The sequence below is a fragment of the Variovorax sp. MSC1_012 genome, assembly GCF_023667525.1.
GTDB lineage: Bacteria > Pseudomonadota > Gammaproteobacteria > Burkholderiales > Burkholderiaceae_C > Variovorax > Variovorax beijingensis_B.
Genome location: NZ_CM174443.1, coordinates 2623943 through 2641217 on the forward strand (window position 1 = coordinate 2623943; position 17275 = coordinate 2641217).

Consider the following 17275-nt stretch of genomic DNA (forward strand, 5'->3'; position numbering starts at 1 on the left):
CTCGTCAGCTCATCGCGAGCTGCTGCATCCCCTTGGCGCGCGCCACTTCCATTTCGCGCGGCAGCGTCACCGCGTTCTTCACGGCCAGGATCTCGGCCATCACGCTCACGGCGATCTCGGGCGGCGTCTTGCTGCCGATGTAGATGCCGATGGGGCCGCGCAGCCGCGCGAGCGATTCGGCCGTCTGGTCGAAGTGCTCGATCATCCGGTTGCGCCGCGCATCGGCATTGCGGCGCGAGCCGATGGCGCCGACATAGAAGGCCTCGCTCTGCAGCGCTTCGAGCAGCGCGAGGTCGTCGAGCTTGGGATCGTGCGTGAGCGCAACCACGCAGCTGCGGCGGTCGGGCTTGAAGGCCAGCACCGCATCGTCGGGCATCTCGGTCGTGATTTTCACGCCGGACAGCGTCCATGCGGTGCGGTATTCGGCGCGCGGATCGCACAGCGTCACGGCAAAGCCGCTGAACTTGGCCATGGTCGCGAGGTACTCGGCGAGCTGGCCGGCGCCGATCAGCAGCATGCGGTATTCGGGGCCGAAGGTGTTGGTGAGCTCGGTGTCGTCCACCTTGAGCTCGTCGGGCGCGGTGGCTTCGGCCAGGCGCACGGCACCGGTCGAAAGCGTCACGGTGCGCTGCATGAGCCGGCCCTGCTCCAGCTGGGCCACCAGCGTGTCGAGCGCGACCGCGTCGGGGTCGTATTCGAGCAAGAGCTCCAGCGTGCCGCCGCAGGGCAGCCCGAAGCGGTGCGCCTCGTCGGCCGTGATGCCGTACTTCACGAGTACGGGCGGCGCGCCCACGGGCACCTGTTCGCCGTTGCCGTGCGCATGGCTGTAGCGCGCGATCAGGTCGTCCTCGATGCAGCCGCCGGAGACCGAGCCCACCACTGCGCCGTCGTCGGCCAGCGCCATGATCGAGCCGACCGGCCGCGGCGAGGAGCCCCAGGTGCGCACCACGGTCGTGAGCAGCGCGCGCTTGCCGGCGCGGCGCCAGTCGCGCAGCGTGCGCAGCACCATGACGTCGAGATTTTCCATCGCGTGATCCGTCCTAGCTGGCGTCGCCCGGTGCGGCGGACGCGTCGTTGTCGTCCTTCTTGCCGAGGCCGATCTTCTTCATGAGGCCGGACATCACCCCGGCCTTTTCGGCGGGCGCCTCGGCCGTTTCCGCAGCCGCAGCAGCCGGCGGGGGGCCGTAGCGGCTCTGCATCTCGGCCTCGAAGCGCTTGAAGAAGTCGTCGGCGGTCGACTTGGCGGCGCCATCGATGAGGCGCTGGCCCAGTTGCGCGATCTTGCCGCCGACCTGCGCCTGCACGGTGTAGTCGAGCTCGCAGCCGGTCGCAGCCGGCGCGGCTTCGGCGGCACCGTCCAGCGGCCGCAGTGTCACGCTGGACGAACCCTTGGCAAAGCCCGCCACGCCGCCCTGCCCCTCGAAGCTGAGCTTGTAGCCATCGGGCGCCACGATGTCCGACAGCGCGACCTTGCCGCTGAACTTGGCCGACACCGGACCGATCTTCACCGCCAGCGCCACGCTGTACTGGTTGTCGCCGGTGAGCTCGAACTTGTCGCAGCCGGGAATGCACTTCTTGAGCGTCTCGGGATCGTTGAGCGCTTCCCAGGCCTGTTGTTGGGTGACGCCGAGACGGCGGTTGCCGAGCATTTCCATGGTGGTTTTCCTTTTTTGCTTCTGTGAAGTCCCTAGCGCCCGGACCGCATCAGGGCGGCGAGGCTGCTTGCGAGCTGTTCGAGGGCACTGAGATTGTGGACCGCCAGCATCGCATCCGCATGCCGGTGCAGCACACTGGCCCCACGCGCCAAAGGGGCGTAGCCCTCGAAGCGCAGCAGCGGGTTGAGCCACAGCAGGCGGCGCGAGTGGCGCTTGAGCCAGAGCAGCTCGTTTTCCAGCAGCGCCGGCTCGCCGGTGTCGAGCCCGTCGCTGATCACCAGCACCAGCGTGCGGCGTCCGGTCAGGCGGCGTGCGTGGCGGTGCCGGAGTTCGGCGAGCGAACTGCCGAGCCGCGTGCCGCCCGCGAAATCGTCGATGGCCAGACCGGCGGCCGCCAGCATGGCATCGGTATCGGCCAGCCGGAACGCCGGCGTGAGATCGGTCAGGCGGGTGCCGAAGGCGAACACATCGCGCCGCCCGGCCCGCCGCGTGGACGCATGCAGAAAGGCCAGCAGCAGCCGCGCATAGCGTTCCATCGAGCCGGACACGTCGACCAGCACCAGCAGTGGCAAGGGCTGATCGCGGCGGTTCAGCTTCGGCAGGCGAAGTATTTCGCCACCCGTGCGCGCCGCCTCGTGCAGCACGCCGGGCCAATGCATGCGCGCATGCTGACGGCCGGCGTCGTTGGCCGCGCGCAGCCGGCGCGACGGCACCGAAGGAATCGGCAGGCTGATGTCGCGCGCGAGCCGTTCCACCAGCCGGTACTCGGACGCGCCCAGCGCATTGAAGTCGGCATGCTGCAGGCGCTGGCGGTCGCTCGATGTCATGGCGGCATCGAACTCGACCTCCTTGTCGGGCTTGGCAACCGCAGCGGACCGGGCGGGATCGCGCGGCGCCGTGAGGGCCTCGCGCACGCGCGGGCGCCGCTTCGAGGGCTCGGCCTTGCCCTCGGCGCTCGGCAGCATCTGCGCGAGCAGCTTGTTGGCCAGCTCGGGGTCGCGGAACCAGGCATCGAAGAGCTCGCGGAACACCATGCGGTCCTGCTCGCGGCTGACCATGACCGCTTCCATCGCGGCGCTCAGGTCGAGCCTGCTTTCCACGCCCACCAGCGTGGCCGCTTCGGCGGCCAGCGCAATGCGCATGGCATCGGTGCGAACGCCGGCGCGGCGCAGGGCGCGGCCGAAGGCCGTGATGTTGCCGGCCAGCTTGCCGCTGCGTACGTCGCCGAGTTGCTGGATGCCGGCCATGCGGGCGCCTCGACCTTCGGCCGCGCTCAGGGCGCGACCGGCTCCTCGGGTTTCAGCAGATCGGAAGCCAGCTCGTGCGTGAGCGCCGCCACGTCGTCGCGCTGCTTGAACAGGATGCCGGCGGTATCGACCACCACTTCGGGGTCGAGCTCGACCGTGTCGAGCGCGATCAGCGCCCTCGCCCACTCGACGCTTTCGGCGATGCCGGGCGCGCGCTGGAAGGCGTTGACGAAGGGCGCATCGCGCAGCCGCGCGACAAAGGCGGCCACCTGGGCCGAGAGCTTCTCGCCGGCCTGCGGCACCTGGGCCCGCACGATCGCCAGTTCGCGTTCGCGCTCCGGGTAGTCGAGCCAGTGGTAGAGGCAGCGCCGCTTCACCGCGTCGTTGAGCTCGCGCGTGCGATTGCTCGTGAGGATGGTGACCGGCGCCACCACGGCGCGCACGGTGCCGAGCTCGGGAATGCTGACCTGGTACTCGCCCAGGTATTCGAGCAGGAAGGCCTCGAAGGGCTCGTCGGCGCGGTCCACTTCGTCGATCAGCAGCACGGCGCCCGGCGCGGGCGTCTGCAGGGCCTGCAGCAGCGGGCGGCGGATCAGGTAGTGCGGCTGGTAGACCTCGGCCTCGACGTCGCGCGCCGCGCCGAGCGCCGCACGGCCGCCCGAAGGCGCGAGCGCCCCCTCGGGGGGCAGCGAGGACACGGCAGTGCCGAGCGTGGGGGCCTTCGCTTGCGCCTCGGCCGCGCGCATGTGCAGCAGTTGCGCGGCGTAGTTCCATTCGTAGAGTGCTTCGCGCTGCTCCAGCCCGTCGTAGCACTGCAGGCGCAGCAGCTCGCGGTTGAGCGCCTTCGACAGCGCCTTGGCCAGTTCGGTCTTGCCGACACCGGGCTCGCCCTCGAGCAGCAGCGGACGCTGCAGCCTGAGCGCGAGGAACACGGCCGTGGCCAGGCGCCGGTCGGCAAAATAGCCGGCCTGCATCAAGCCTTCGGAAAGAGAATCGATGGTCGGAAAGATCATGGCGAAGCGTAGCGGAAGACGCGGGGATGTCGCGCCTTCCGCGTCTGCGAGCGTTGGCGGCGCTGTCCGGTTCAGCCCAGCGCCCTGGTGACGGCGCGCTGCGTGAGCACGCTGATCAGGTTGGCGCGGTAGGCTGCCGAGGCATGCAGGTCGCTGTTGAGTTCGCTCGCGTCGATCTTCACGGCCGCGGCGGCTGCCGCGGTGAAGCTCTTGTTGAGCGCGTCTTCCAGCCCCGCGTGGCGGAACACCCCGTTGCCCGCGCCGGTCACAGCCACGCGCACGCCGCTGTCGGACTGCGTGAGGAACACGCCGACGAGTGGAAAGTTCGATGCCTTCTGGCGCAGCTTTTCGTACACGGCGCGCTTCGGAATCGGAAAGCGGATCGCGGTGATCAGCTCGTCTTCTTCCAGCGCCGTGGTAAACAGCCCGAGGAAGAAATCGTCCGCCGCTATCTCGCGCTTCGAGGTGATGACCGTCGCACCAGAACCCAGCACCGCGCTGGGATAGCACGCGGCAGGGTCGTTGTTGGCCACCGAGCCGCCGATGGTGCCCATTGCGCGCACCTGCCGGTCGCCGATGCGTCCAGCCAGGTCGGCCAGCGCCGGGAAGGCAGCTTTCACGTCGGCGTTGTTGGCCACGTCGAGGTGGCGCGACATCGCACCGATGGTGATCGTGGCGCCGTCTTTCCTGATGCCGGTGAGCTCCTTGATGCCGCCCAGGTCGACGAGCTGCTCGGGCGCGGACAGCCTGAGCTTCATGGAGGCGAGCAGCGTCTGGCCGCCGGCCAGCGGCTTGGCGCCGGCGGCAACGAGTTTGGCCGCATCGGCCACGGTGGCCGGCCGTTCGAGTGTGAAGGCGTACATGGTTTGCGATTCCTTCTATGTTCAGGGGACCGGGCGGCCTTGGGTACTTGCGGAGAGCGAGGGCTCCTGCGGCTGCGAATCTCGCGCCGCGCTCCCGCTGCCTTTTTGCATCGCTTCCCAGACACGGCTGGCCGATGCGGGCATGTCGAAGTCCTTGACGCCGAGCGGCGCCAGCGCGTCGAGCACGGCGTTGATCACGGCCGGCGGCGAGCCGATGGCGCCCGCCTCGCCGCAGCCCTTGGTGCCCAGCGGGTTGTGCGTGCACGGCGTGCACACGGTGTCGAGCTTGAACTGCGGAAAGTCGGCCGCCCTTGGCATGGCGTAGTCCATGAAGCTGCCTGTGAGCAGCTGGCCGGTCTCGTTGTCGTAGACGCAGTTCTCGAGCAGCGCCTGGCCGATGCCCTGCACCAGCCCGCCGTGCACCTGGCCCTCGACGATCATCGGGTTGATGATGGTGCCGAAGTCGTCCACCGCGGTGAAGCGGTCCACGCGCACCTCGCCGGTCTGCTTGTCGACCTCGACCTCGCAGATGTAGGTGCCGCCCGGGAAGGTGAAGTTGGTCGGGTCGTAGAAGGCGGTTTCGTTCAGGCCGGGCTCGAGCTTGTCGAGCGGGTAGTTGTGCGGCACGTAGGCCGTGAGCGCCACCTGTCCGAACGGAATCTTCTTGTCGGTGCCCTTCACCGTGAACTCGCCGTTCGCAAACTCGATGTCGGCATCGCTCGCCTCCATCAGGTGCGCGGCAATCTTCTTGGCCTTGGTCTCGATCTTGTCGAGCGCCTTCATGATGGCCGCGCCGCCCACCGAAATGGAGCGCGAGCCGTAGGTGCCCATGCCGAAGGGCACGCGGCCCGTGTCGCCATGCACCACGTCGACGTTGTCCACGGGAATGCCCAGGCGCGCCGCCACCACTTGCGCAAAGGTGGTCTCATGCCCCTGGCCATGGCTGTGCGAGCCGGTGAAGACCGTCACGCTGCCGGTGGGGTGCACGCGGATCTCGCCGCATTCGAACAGGCCGGCCCGGGCGCCCAGCGCCCCGGCGATGTTCGACGGCGCGATGCCGCAGGCCTCGATGTAGCTCGAGTAGCCCATGCCGCGCAGCTTGCCCGCGGCCTCGCTGGCCGACTTGCGCTGCGCATAGCCATCGACGTCGGCCAGCACGCGGGCCTTGTCCATGCAGGCGTGGAAGTCGCCCGTGTCGTACTGCAGCGCCACCGGGGTCTGGTAGGGAAAGGTGGTGATGAAGTTGCGCTTGCGGATCTCGTCCTGGCCCAGATTCATTTTCCAGGCGCAGCGCGACACCAGCCGCTCCAGCAGGTAGGTGGCCTCGGGCCGGCCCGCTCCGCGGTAGGCATCGACCGGCGCGGTATTGGTGAACCAGGCATCGACCTCGACGTAGATCTGCGGCGTGGTGTACTGGCCCGCGAGCAGCGTGGCGTAGAGGATGGTCGGCACGGCGGTCGAGAAGGTCGACAGGTAGGCGCCCAGGTTGGCGTCGGTGTGCACCCGCATCGCGAGGAACTTGCCATCCTTGTCCAACGCCATCTCGGCATGGCTCACATGGTCGCGGCCGTGCGCATCGGACAGGAAGCACTCCGAGCGCTCGGCCGTCCACTTGATGTTGCGGTTGAGCTGCTTGGCGGCCCAGGTCAGGCACACGTCCTCGGCGTAGAGAAAGATCTTGGAGCCGAAGCCGCCGCCCACGTCGGGCGCGATCACGCGCACCTTGTGCTCGGGCAGGCCCAGCACGAAGGCCGTCATCAGCAGGCGCTCGACGTGCGGGTTCTGGTTGGACACATAGAGCGTGTAGTCGTCGGTGCCGCGGCTGTAGCTGCCGATGGCCACGCGCGGCTCGATGGGGTTGGGGATCAGCCGGTTGTTGACCAGGTCGAGCTTGGTGACGTGTGCAGCCGTGGCGAACACCGCATCGACCGCAGCCTTGTCGCCCAGCGTCCACTTGTAGCACTGGTTGTCGGGTGCTTCGTCGTGCAGGGTGACGCCGCTCGCCTTCTTCGCCGCGTCGGCCACGCTCACGACCGCGGGCAGCACGTCGTAGTCGACCACCACGGCCTCGGCCGCGTTCTTCGCCTGCTCGACGGTTTCGGCCACCACCATGGCCACGTGGTCGCCCACGTAGCGCACCTTGTTGATCGCGAGGATCGGGTGCATCGGCTCCTTCATGGGGGTGCCGTCGGGGTTGTTGATGAGCCACCCGCAGGGCAGCCCCCCCATCTTGCCCTCGATGTCCTTGCCGCTGAAGATGCCGACCACGCCGGGCATCTTGAGCGCCTCGGCGGTGTCGACCGACTTGATGACGGCATGGGCGTGCGGCGAGCGCACGAAGACCGCATGGCTCTGGTTGGCCAGCGTGATGTCGTCGGTGTAGTTGCCCGCGCCGGTCAGGAAGCGATAGTCTTCCTTGCGCCGCAGCGCTTCGCCGATGTGGGGCAGGTTCGAGAAGTCGGAGGCACCCATGATGCTGCTCCTTTCACGCCGTGGCGGTTGTCTTGACCGGCGTGCCCGAGGCCATGGCCTCGCCGCCCATCTGCACGGCCTTCACGATGTTCTGGTAGCCCGTGCAGCGGCACAGGTTGCCGTCGAGCAGCTCGCGGATCTCGGACTCGCTCGACCTGGGATGGTGGGTGCACAGGTCGATGGCGCTCATGACCATGCCCGGGGTGCAGAAGCCGCACTGCAGGCCATGGCATTCCTTGAAGGCCGCCTGCATAGGGTGCATGGTGCCGTCGGGCTGGGCGACGCCCTCGATGGTGGTGATTTGCGCGCCGGCCGCCTGCCCGACCAGGATGTTGCACGACTTCACCGCGCGCCCGTTCATGTGGACGGTGCATGCGCCGCACTGGGCGGTGTCGCAGCCGACATGGGTGCCGGTCAGGTGGAGATGCTCGCGGATGGCGTGCACCAGGAAGGTATTGGGGGGTGCGTCGACCGTGGCCGGTCGGCCGTTGACCGTGAAAGCTACCTGCATTTGGCTGTCTCCGTTGAAGGTGATGGCTGGTTCAGCGAAAGGCATCTTGGATGCCGGCCCGGTGCACTATCCTAGGCAAAACCCTTGCCGCTTGCGCAGCCCGTACGAAATTCTCAAAATGAAACAGCTTGCAGCCCGGCAAGTCTGAAAAAAACGCCCCACCCGAGCGAACCGATCCGATGTCCGCCTCCATCGTTGCGCCCCTGCCCGAACGTTCCGCCGCCATTGCGCAGGCCCGCCGGGAACTGATCCACGGCGAAGCCCCCCGCTCGCGGAGCGCGGTGCGCATCGAGCCGTGGATCCTGCGTTCCTGGGAGCGCTGCCTGGAGGCGGGGCGGCAGCCGCAGCAGCAGATCACCTTCGAGCCCGTGGCCAGGTCGGCCGTGCGCGACATGGCCGAGCGCAACCGCGCGCTGGTGTCGGCGGCGCGGCCGGTGATCGAGCGGCTGTCGCGCGCCATCGCCGACACGCGCTATTTCGCCGTCCTGACCGATGCCGAGGGCATCGTGGTCGACGTGGGCCCGCTGCCCGACGGCACCGACACCGCGAGCCGCTATGCCCGCAACATCGCCCGCGTGGGCGTCGACCTGTCGGAGCGCGCGGTCGGCACCAGCGCGATCAGCACCGCGCTGGCCGAGCAGGAGTCGGTGTGGCTGCACCGCGGCGAGCACTTCTTCGAGGACACCAGCATCTACAGCTGCGCCGGGGCGCCGCTGTTCGGCCCGCGGGGCGACTGCATCGGCATGCTCGACCTGACCGGCGTGCAGGCGGCGGAGCGGCCGGAGCTGCGGCACCTGGCCACGCTGTCGGCGCGCAGCATCGAGAACCTGCTGGTGCTGAACCAGCCCTGCGAACTGCGCCTGCATCTCTCGTGGCCGGGCTGCCCGCACGGCGAAGCCACCGACGGGCTGCTATGCATCGACGCCGACGGCACCGTGGCGGGCGCGAATGCCGCGGCGCGCCAGATGCTGCACGAGCCGCTGGCGCGCAGCCCGCACACGCTGCACTGCAACGACCTGTTCGCGATGCCGCTCGACATGCTGTTCGATGCGGCCCGCCGCGGCGACGCCGTGCTCGAGGTGCCGCTGTGGTCAGGCCTGCGCGTGCAGGTCCGGCCCCAGCGCGGCGGCAAGGGCTTGGCCGTCGCGGTGCCCGAAGCCCGGCCGCGGCTGCGCGACGTCGAGGCCGCGCTGATCCGCAAGGCCGTGGCCGACGCCCGCGGCAACGTGGCCGAAGCCGCGCGCACGCTGGGCATCAGCCGCGCCACGGTCTACCGCAAGCTCTGGCGCGGCCGCGCCGCTTCGGGCGCCGCAGACTGAAGCCTGTTCAGGCCCCCACAGGCACCTTGTCGAGGAAGCCGGTCACCGACTGCAGCTTGCCCGCGTCGAGCCGCGCGAAGTCGGTGCCCTGGATCAGATCTTCGGCGCCGCTCGGGCCCAGGGTCCACGAGAAACGCAGGTTGTCGCCATGCGCCTCGGGCTTGCCGAACAGGTTGAAGCGAAAACCCGGATAGCGCTGGTGCACGGCGCCGATCAGCGCTCCGATCTGCTCGCGGCCGCTGGCCTGCGCCAGCGGGTCGGCGTAGTGCGCATCGGCCGTCCAGCCGGCTTCGATCAGTTGCGCGCGGCGCGCGGCATCGGTTTCGTTCCAGGCCGCGATGTAGCGTTGGGCAATGGCGGCGGCGTCGTGTGCGGCAGTGTTCATGATGACCATTTCCTTTCGAGGGTTCGACCCGCAACATCGCGGGGTGAAGGAATGGTCGCGCCGGGCGCGCACGGCGTCGATGACCTCGCAGGTCATGGCCTCAGTTCGCCGATGCGTTGGGAAAGAACAGCTGCTCGCCGCCGATCTTGTAGGCCGCGATGGTCTGCTGCCCGGCCGGCGAGATCACCCAGTCGACGAACTTCTGCGCGCCCCGGCTGTTGAGCGAGGGGAATTTCGCCGGGCTCACCACCATCACGCCGTACTGATTGAAGAGGCGCTTGTCGCCTTCGACCAGCACCGCCAGCCCGGCGCGGTTCTTGAAGCTGAGCCAGGTGCCGCGGTCGGCCAGCACATAGGCGCCGGAGGAGGCCGCGATGTTCAGCGCCGGCCCCATGCCGCAGCCGCACTCCTTGTAGCCCGTGCCCTTGCGCTCGTTGGGCACCGGCTGCCCCGCCTCGGCCACGCCGGTCTGCGTCCAGAGGCGGCGCTCGGCCGCCTCGGTGCCGCTCTTGTCGCCGCGCGACACGAAAGGCGCATTGGCGGCCGCGATCTTCTTCAGCGCAGCGACGATGTCGCTGCCCTTCGCGCCCACCGGGTCGGCCTGCGGGCCCACCAGCACAAAGTCGTTGTACATCACCGGGTAGCGCCTGGCGCTGAAGCCCTCGGCCACGAATTTTTCCTCGGCCGCGGTGTCGTGCACGAACAGCACGTCGGCATCGCCGCGCTTGGCCATGTCGATGGCCTGGCCGGTGCCCACCGCCACCACCTTGACGTCGATCTCGCTCGCTTTCTTGAAAGCCGGCAGCAGGTGCGAGAACAGGCCCGACTGCTCGGTGGAGGTGGTCGAGGCCATGGTGATGGTCTCGGCGTTCGCGGCGCCGGCCGTCACGAAGAAGACCGCAACGGCCAGCGAGGCGCGCAGGCCCGTGCCTGCGCGGTGCTGCTTGAGGAACAGGTTCATGCCAACTCTCCTTTGACGAACAGGCGGGCCTCTTCCGGCAGGGGCCCATGGAAGAAATCGTGGACCGGCAGATCGGCCAGCACGCGGCCGTGCTCGAGGTAGACCACGCGGCTCGCGAGCCGCTTGACCTGCCCGAGGTTGTGACTCGCGAACACCAGCGTGCGGCCGGCCGCGGCTTCGGCGATGAGCGTCTCGACCTCGCGCTTGGCGGTGGGATCGAGGCTGGCCGTGGGCTCGTCGAGCAGCAGCACGGCCGGATGCAGCGCCCAGGCGCGCGCCAGCGCCACGCGCTGCTGCTGGCCGCCCGACAGCGCACGCGCGTTGCGCTCGGCCAGGTCTTCCAGGCCCACGCGCGCCAGCGCCGGAATGGCGGCGCGGCGGGCATCGCGCCAGCGCATGCCGCGCAGCCACAGCGCCAGGGCCACGTTGACCGTCACCGAGGCGCGCAGCATGTGCGGGCGCTGGAACAGCATGGCCTGCTGCCCGCGCGGCGCGGCGCTGGTGAAGCTCCCTGCCGCATGCGGCACCAGGCCGTGCAGCAGCCGCAGCAGCGTGGTCTTGCCGCTGCCGTTGGCGCCGATGAGCGCCACGCGCTCGCCGGCCGCGATGGTCAGGGTCGCGCCCTGCAGCGCCGCGACGCGTCCCAGGCGAACGTCGACGCCATAGAGTGCGAAGACGGTGGCATCCACGCTCGCGAGTTGCGCGTGTTCCTTCACGGGCGCGCCTCCGGCCGCCACCAGGCCGCCATGCCACCTGCACCGCCACCGCCGTCGACCCGCTCGCGCCAGCCGCGCACGGCGGCAATCGCGAGGTTCAGCACCAGCACCACGCCCAGCAGCACGATGCCCAGCGCCAGCGCCAGCGGCAGGTCGCCCTTGCTGGTTTCGAGTGCGATGGCCGTGGTCATCACGCGCGTGAAGCCGTCGATGTTGCCGCCCACCACCATCACCGCGCCCACTTCCGATACCGCGCGGCCGAAGGCCGCGATCAGCACCGTGAGCAGTGCATAGCGCTCGTCCCACACCAGCAGCAGCGCCCGCACCAGCGGCCTGGCGCCGAGCGAATTCAGCTGCTCGCCATGCGCACGCTCGGCGTCCTCGATGGCCTGGCGCGTCAGCGCCGTCACCACCGGCAGCACCAGTACCGTCTGCGCCAGCACCATGGCCTTGAACGAAAACAGCCAACCCAGGAAGCCGAGCGGGCCGGAGCGCGACAGCAGCAGATAGATGACGAGCCCGACCACCACCGACGGCAGCGCCAGCAGGGTGTTCAGCAGCGTGAGCAAGCCGGCGCGGCCGCGAAAGCGCGCCACGCCCAGCCAGGCGCCCAGCAGCAGGCCCAGGCCGCAGGCCAGCACGCAGGCGCTGGCGCTGACCGCAAGCGAGCGCCCGACGATGGCCAGCAGCACCGGATCGCCGGACACGAGCAGCTGCCAGGCCGCGACGGCGCTCTGGGCAAAGGTGTTCACGCGGTGGGCTTCATGGGTGGAAGCGCCGCAGTATCGGGGTGTACCTCCAATTACCTATGCAGACTTTTGCATAGGTAGGCTCAACCCCCTCCGGCTCAGACCGGGTCGAGCGGAAAGACCGGCCTGCGCACCTTGGAGAACGGGAACAGGCTGTAGTCCGAACTGGTCACGCCCGGGCTGTCGCATTCGACCAGCGCGGCGGAGAGCGGCTCGAACACCGGCCGGCAGTACATGCGCGACTTGAGCAGCAGAAAGCGTTCCTTGCGCGGATCGAGCCCCGCACATTCGAAGACGCCGATGTCCCAGGGCTCCTGCGTGCGCTCGGTCACCACGATGCGCGCCGGTCCGATGTCGAACAGCACCGTGCGGCCCATGCTGCTGCGCTGGCCGGTGTAGGTGGGGCCGGTGATCACGTATTCGCCGTTGCCGACGGTGCGCACCGCGCCGGTCAGCGTCACGGGCTTCTTCGACAGGCCGATGCCTTCGAGCGACACCTTGTTGCCGAGCGCCACCGTCACCGTCGCGCCCTCGCCCGCCGCGATCAGCGCGGCCACCGCCTCGGGGTCGCACAGCGGACCGACGCCGATGCCGTCGAGCCCCTGCGCCAGCGCCTCCTGCAGCACGTCCATGGTGTCGCAGCTGCCGCCCGACATGCAGTTGTCGCCATGGTCGAGCAGCAGCACCGGGCGCGTCGCGCCGCCGGCGATGGCCTTGGCGCGCGCAATCGACTCGGCCAGCGGCTCGCTGCGGTAGATGAAGGCCTCGCGCTCGTCCCACATCTGTTTGGCGATCCGGTCAGCCGTGGCCTGCGCGCGCTCGGGCGATTCGGCATCGACCACCACCACGCTCATGCAGGGCGCCTCGATGTCCGACAGCGAGAAGCCGGCAAAGATCGACACCGCGAGCGATTCCGACGCTTCGGCGGCGCGCGCCGCCTCGATGGCGCGCTGCATCGCGCCGGTGAACGAGGCGCTGCGCAGCGTGTGCGCCATCAGCGGCAGCGGGTGCCAGCGCATCGCGGGCCTGCTGCGCCCCGCGAGCAGATCGAACAGCAGGCGGCCCGCATGCTCGCCGGTCTCGTACATGTCGATGTGCGGATAGGTCTTGAAGCCGACGATCACGTCGGCATTGCCGACCATCGCGGGCGTGACGTTGGCATGCAGGTCGAGCGCCACGCCAATGGGCACGCCGGGCGCCGCGGCGCGCAGCCGCAGCAGCAGGTCGCCTTCGCCGTCGGCGCTGTTCTGCGCCACCATGGCGCCGTGCAGGTCGAGCAGGATGGCGTCGCAGCCCGGCGCTGCATCGACGATGCATTGGGTGAGCGTGGTGTAGGCCTGCGCATCGACCGGTCCGCTCGGATTGGCCGAGGCCGACACCGGCGTGACCAGCGTGGCGCCGGCCTGCTCGGCCAGGTCGATGAAGGCGGACATCGCGGTGCGCATGCCCTTGTTGTCCTTGTAAGCCTGCGCTCCGAACGTGGGGCCATCGGGCCCGAAGGCCGCGAGCGGCGTGGGCACCGGAGAGAAGGTGTTGGTCTCGTGGTTGAGCCGCGCAATCAGCACCTTCATGACGACACCACTCCCGCGCTTTGCAGCATCGCCTGCAGCAGCACATTGCAGCCCGCCTCGAGATGGTCGGGCTGCGCATCCTCGATCTCGTTATGGCTGATGCCGTCGAGGCAGGGCACGAAGATCATTGCCGTGGGGCACACGCGCGCGAGGTACACCGCATCGTGGCCCGCGCCGCTGATCACGTTCATCCAGGTCATGCCCTGCGCCTGCGCGGCCTCTCGAATGGCCGACACCAGCGCTGGCGTGAAGGGCTGCGGAGGAAAGTAGACGACCTGCTCCACCGTGGCCTCGACCTTGGCCTTGGCGGCGATGCGCTGCACCGCCTGCTTCAGTTCAGCGTCCATGGCCGACAGCACCACGTCGTCGGCCGCGCGCAGGTCGACACTGAGCTTCACGCGGCCCGGGATCACGTTGCGCGAATTCGGATAGTTGTCGATCCAGCCGACCGTGCCGCGCGCATGCGGCGCATGGGCCAGCGCGATGCGGTTGACCTCGATCACCAGTTCGGAGGCCGCGAGCAGCGCGTCCTTGCGCAGTTCCATGGGCGTGGGACCGGCATGCGCTTCCATGCCCTGCAGCACCACGTCGTACCAGCGCTGGCCGAGCGCGCCCTCGACCACGCCGATGACGCGCTCGTTGGCTTCGAGCACCGGCCCCTGCTCGATGTGCGCCTCGAAATACGCGCCCACCGGCGACGCCGCGGCCGAGGCCGGCGCGCTGCCCGCATAGCCGATGGAAGCCAGTGCCTCGGCCACGCTGATGCCGTCGTTGTCGCGCTGCGCCAGCGCATGCTCGAGCGTGAAGGCATCGGCGAACACGCCCGAGCCCATCATCACCGGCACGAAGCGCGAGCCCTCCTCGTTGGTCCACACCGCGATCTCCAGCGGCGCCTCGGTGACGACCTTGGCATCGTTGAGGCTGCGGATCACCTCCAGCCCGGCCAGCACGCCATAGTTGCCATCGAACTTGCCGCCCGTGGGCTGGGTGTCGATGTGGCTGCCGGTTACCACCGGCGGCCGCGTGTCGTCGCGGCCGGCGCGGCGCGCAAAGATGTTGCCGATCCGGTCGACGCGCACCTCGCAGCCGGCCTCGCGCGCCCAGCGGGTGAAGAGATCGCGGCCCTGGCGGTCGAGCTCGGTCAGCGCGATGCGGCAGACGCCGCCCTTCTCGGTGGCGCCGAGCTTCGCCAGTTCCATCAGCGAATTCCAGAGACGGTCGCCGTTGATGCGGAGTTGGGTTGGTGAGTTCATGGCTTTGCAAAAAGAAGAAGGGATGCGCGAAGCCTCAAGCAAGGCCCACGCCCAGGTAGCGGTCTTTCACATCGTGGTCGGCCATGAAGGCGGTGTTGCCCGCCTCGTGCACGATCACGCCCTGCTCCAGGATGTAGTGGCGGTCGGCGAGCTGCACGCAGACTTCCAGGTTCTGCTCGACCAGCAGGATGGCCACGCCGGCCGCCTTGATGAGCTTGAGCTGCGCGACGATTTCTTCCACGATCACCGGCGCGAGCCCTTCGACCGGCTCATCGAGGATCAACAGCCGCGGATGGTTCATGAGCGCTCGGCCAATGGCCAGCATCTGCTGCTCGCCGCCCGACAGCTGGCCGCCGCCATTGCGGCGCCGCTCCTTCAGGCGCGGGAAGATGCGGTAGATGTCGCCCAGCTGCCAGGGCGAATCGCGGCGCTGGCCGAGCAGCAGGTTTTCTTCCACCGTGAGCAGCTTGAAGACCCCGCGGTGCTCGGGCACCAGGCACACGCCGCGCGTGGCAATGCGATGCGGCGGCAGGCCCGCGATGTCCGCGCCCTGGAAGCGCACGCGGCCGCCGGTGGGCGTGACGGCGCCGGCAATGCCCTTGAGCGTGGTCGACTTGCCCGCGCCGTTGCGGCCCAGCAGCGTGACCAGTTCGGCCTCGCCCACCCTCATCGACACGCCCTGCAGCACGTGGCTCTTGCCGTAGTGCGCGTGCAGGCCTTCGACTTCGAGGATGTTCGCAGCGCTCACTGGTGCACCCTTGGCGCTGCGCGCCTTCCCGCCAAGCGGGAGCGAGCTTGCTTGGGGGCGGCCCGGCGCGGCGCTCATGCCTTGCCCCCGGTGATCATGTTGCCCAGGTAGGCCGTGCGCACGCGCGCATCGGCCCGGATGTCGCCCGGCAGCCCCTCGGCCAGCACGCGGCCCAGCTGCATCACGGTCACGGTGTCGGAAATGTCCATCACGATGTTCATGTTGTGCTCGATCAGCACCACAGTGTGGGCATCGCGCAGGCCGCGGATCAGCCGCTTCATGTCGTCGAGGTCGTCGATGCCCATGCCCGAGGTGGGCTCGTCCAGGAAAATGGCCTTGGGCTTCGCGGCGAGCGCCATGCCCACCTCCAGGCGGCGCTGCTGCCCGTGCGACAGCTCGCTCGCCGGCACGTCGGCCAGTCGTTGCAGGCCCACGCGTTCCAGCACCTCGGCCACGGTTTCCGCGCAAGCGCGCTCGCCGACCGGCGCGCGCCAGCAGTTCATGGCCTGGCGCGGCGCGACGCCCTGCGCCGCCACGCGCAGGTTCTCGCGCACCGAGAGGCTCGCGAACAGGCTGGTCACCTGGAACGAACGCGCCATGCCGCGCTGCACGCGCTTGTGGTCGGGCTCGTGCGTCACGTCGTGGCCGTCGAACAAGATGCGGCCGCCCGTGGTGGTGCCGGTGCCCGTGAGCATGTGGAACAGCGTGGTCTTGCCGGCGCCGTTGGGCCCGATGACCGAATGCACGGTGTTGCGCTTGATCTTCAGGTCGACCCCGCCGAGCGCGGCGAACTTGCCGTAGTGCTTGGTGACGCCGATGGCCTCGATCAGGATGGGTTGCGTCATGCTTTTTCTCCCTGCACGCCAGGCACGGCCGGCGCAGAAGGCGGAGCCTTGCGGAACACGCGTCGCCATGCGCTTTCGCCCAGGCCCCAGAGGCCGCGCTGCATGCCGATGCTCACTGCAATCAACATCAGCCCCAGCAACAGCAGCCACCGTGGCCACAGCGTGGAGAGCCAGTCGGCCAGCAGCACATAGAAGGCCGAGCCCAGCACCGAGGCAAACAGGTTGCCGGTGCCGCCGATCACGGTAATGACCAGGATCATCTCGCTCGTGTGGTATTCGGCGTTCGACAGCGGCGCGATGCCGGTCATCATGGCGTGCAGCCCGCCCGCGAGGCCCGTGACGGCACCCGAGATCACGAAGGCCAGCAGCTTGAAGCGCTTGAGGTCGTAGCCCACCGCGGCGGCGCGGTCCTCGTTGTCGCGGATGGCAAGCAGCGTGCGGCCGAACACCGAATCGGTCACGCGCAGCAACAGGCCGAAGGCGATGAGGAACATCAGGGCCACGAAGGCGTAGTACTTCCAGGGCGTGTCCATGAAGGCGGGGCGCGGCACGTCGAGAAGGCCGTTGTCGCCGCCCGTGAGTCCCGAAGCGGTGTACGCCACAAAGTAGAACATCTGCGCGAAGGCCAGCGTGAGCATCACGAAGTAGGTGCCGCGCTGGCGAATGGCGACCCAGCCGACCACCGCCGCGCCCGATGCGCCCATGGCAACGGCTGCGAGCAGCGCAAACGGCATTGGCAGTTGCAGGCGCGTGAGCAGGATCGCGATCGTGTAGCTGCCCAGCCCGAAGAAGATGCCCTGCCCGAACGAGAGCAGCCCCGTGTAGCCCAGCAGCAGGTTGCAGCCCAGGGCCGCGAGCGCGTAGATGAGCACTTCGCTCGCGAGCGAACCCGAGCGCAGCACCAGCGGCAGGACCAGCGCAACGACGAGCGCCAGCAGGAAAGTGATTTTTTTGGGCATGGCGATGT

The 17275-nt window shown here is 69.0% G+C and carries 17 protein-coding genes; 1 reads left to right on the plus strand and 16 read right to left on the minus strand.

All coding sequences use genetic code 11. The features are described 5' to 3' along the window. Positions 1-4: 4 nt before the first annotated feature. The 7 genes from L1081_RS12475 to L1081_RS12505 all read right to left on the minus strand — a co-directional run bounded on the left by L1081_RS12475 (position 5) and on the right by L1081_RS12505 (position 7761). Positions 5-1027, minus strand: a complete 1023-nt coding sequence (locus tag L1081_RS12475) for an XdhC family protein (RefSeq protein ID WP_489416675.1) — start codon at positions 1025-1027, stop codon at positions 5-7. A gap of 13 nt (positions 1028-1040) precedes the next feature. Further along, positions 1041-1655, minus strand: a complete 615-nt coding sequence (locus tag L1081_RS12480; RefSeq protein WP_489416676.1) for an SRPBCC domain-containing protein — start codon at positions 1653-1655, stop codon at positions 1041-1043. A 32-nt stretch (positions 1656-1687) separates the two neighbouring features. Continuing rightward, complete coding sequence (locus tag L1081_RS12485; protein ID WP_489416677.1) at positions 1688-2902, minus strand: VWA domain-containing protein; 1215 nt, start codon at positions 2900-2902, stop codon at positions 1688-1690. 26 nt (positions 2903-2928) lie between these two features. After that, complete coding sequence (locus tag L1081_RS12490; RefSeq protein WP_489416678.1) at positions 2929-3915, minus strand: AAA family ATPase; 987 nt, start codon at positions 3913-3915, stop codon at positions 2929-2931. 71 nt (positions 3916-3986) lie between these two features. Beyond that, positions 3987-4778: an FAD binding domain-containing protein gene (locus L1081_RS12495; RefSeq protein ID WP_489416679.1), complete on the minus strand. Its 792-nt coding sequence runs from the start codon at positions 4776-4778 to the stop codon at positions 3987-3989. Between the two features lie 21 nt (positions 4779-4799). Further along, complete coding sequence (locus L1081_RS12500; protein ID WP_489416680.1) at positions 4800-7250, minus strand: molybdopterin cofactor-binding domain-containing protein; 2451 nt, start codon at positions 7248-7250, stop codon at positions 4800-4802. A 13-nt stretch (positions 7251-7263) separates the two neighbouring features. Further along, the gene (locus L1081_RS12505; protein WP_489416681.1) at positions 7264-7761 is read right to left on the minus strand and encodes a 2Fe-2S iron-sulfur cluster-binding protein; all 498 of its coding nucleotides are present in this window, start codon (positions 7759-7761) and stop codon (positions 7264-7266) included. 179 nt (positions 7762-7940) lie between these two features. Here L1081_RS12505 and L1081_RS12510 point away from each other — a divergent pair, with 179 nt between their 5' ends. Next, positions 7941-9080, plus strand: coding sequence for a helix-turn-helix domain-containing protein (locus L1081_RS12510; protein ID WP_489416682.1), 1140 nt, complete (start codon positions 7941-7943; stop codon positions 9078-9080). Positions 9081-9087: 7 nt separating this feature from the next. On the opposite strand, the gene L1081_RS12515 is transcribed toward L1081_RS12510, so the two are convergent. The 9 genes from L1081_RS12515 to L1081_RS12555 all read right to left on the minus strand — a co-directional run bounded on the left by L1081_RS12515 (position 9088) and on the right by L1081_RS12555 (position 17267). After that, positions 9088-9465: a nuclear transport factor 2 family protein gene (locus tag L1081_RS12515; protein WP_124956920.1), complete on the minus strand. Its 378-nt coding sequence runs from the start codon at positions 9463-9465 to the stop codon at positions 9088-9090. 100 nt (positions 9466-9565) lie between these two features. Next, positions 9566-10426, minus strand: coding sequence for a substrate-binding domain-containing protein (locus L1081_RS12520; protein WP_489416683.1), 861 nt, complete (start codon positions 10424-10426; stop codon positions 9566-9568). Further along, a complete protein-coding gene (locus tag L1081_RS12525; protein WP_489416684.1) occupies positions 10423-11142 on the minus strand; it encodes an ATP-binding cassette domain-containing protein in 720 nt (239 codons plus the stop codon). Before L1081_RS12525 ends, L1081_RS12520 begins: the two co-directional genes overlap by 4 nt. Then, on the minus strand, positions 11139-11894 hold the full coding sequence (locus L1081_RS12530; RefSeq protein WP_489416685.1) for an ABC transporter permease: 756 nt from the start codon (positions 11892-11894) through the stop codon (positions 11139-11141). Before L1081_RS12530 ends, L1081_RS12525 begins: the two co-directional genes overlap by 4 nt. 95 nt (positions 11895-11989) lie before the next feature. Then, on the minus strand, positions 11990-13462 hold the full coding sequence (locus L1081_RS12535; protein WP_489416686.1) for a M81 family metallopeptidase: 1473 nt from the start codon (positions 13460-13462) through the stop codon (positions 11990-11992). Continuing rightward, positions 13459-14715, minus strand: a complete 1257-nt coding sequence (locus L1081_RS12540; RefSeq protein ID WP_489416687.1) for an allantoate amidohydrolase — start codon at positions 14713-14715, stop codon at positions 13459-13461. The genes L1081_RS12535 and L1081_RS12540 overlap by 4 nt, the downstream gene beginning before the upstream one ends. A 34-nt stretch (positions 14716-14749) precedes the next feature. Next, complete coding sequence (locus L1081_RS12545; RefSeq protein WP_489416688.1) at positions 14750-15463, minus strand: ATP-binding cassette domain-containing protein; 714 nt, start codon at positions 15461-15463, stop codon at positions 14750-14752. A 74-nt stretch (positions 15464-15537) separates the two neighbouring features. Beyond that, a complete protein-coding gene (locus L1081_RS12550; protein WP_489416689.1) occupies positions 15538-16308 on the minus strand; it encodes an ATP-binding cassette domain-containing protein in 771 nt (256 codons plus the stop codon). Beyond that, positions 16305-17267, minus strand: coding sequence for an ABC transporter permease subunit (locus tag L1081_RS12555; protein WP_489416690.1), 963 nt, complete (start codon positions 17265-17267; stop codon positions 16305-16307). Before L1081_RS12555 ends, L1081_RS12550 begins: the two co-directional genes overlap by 4 nt. Between the last annotated feature and the right edge of the window lie 8 nt (positions 17268-17275).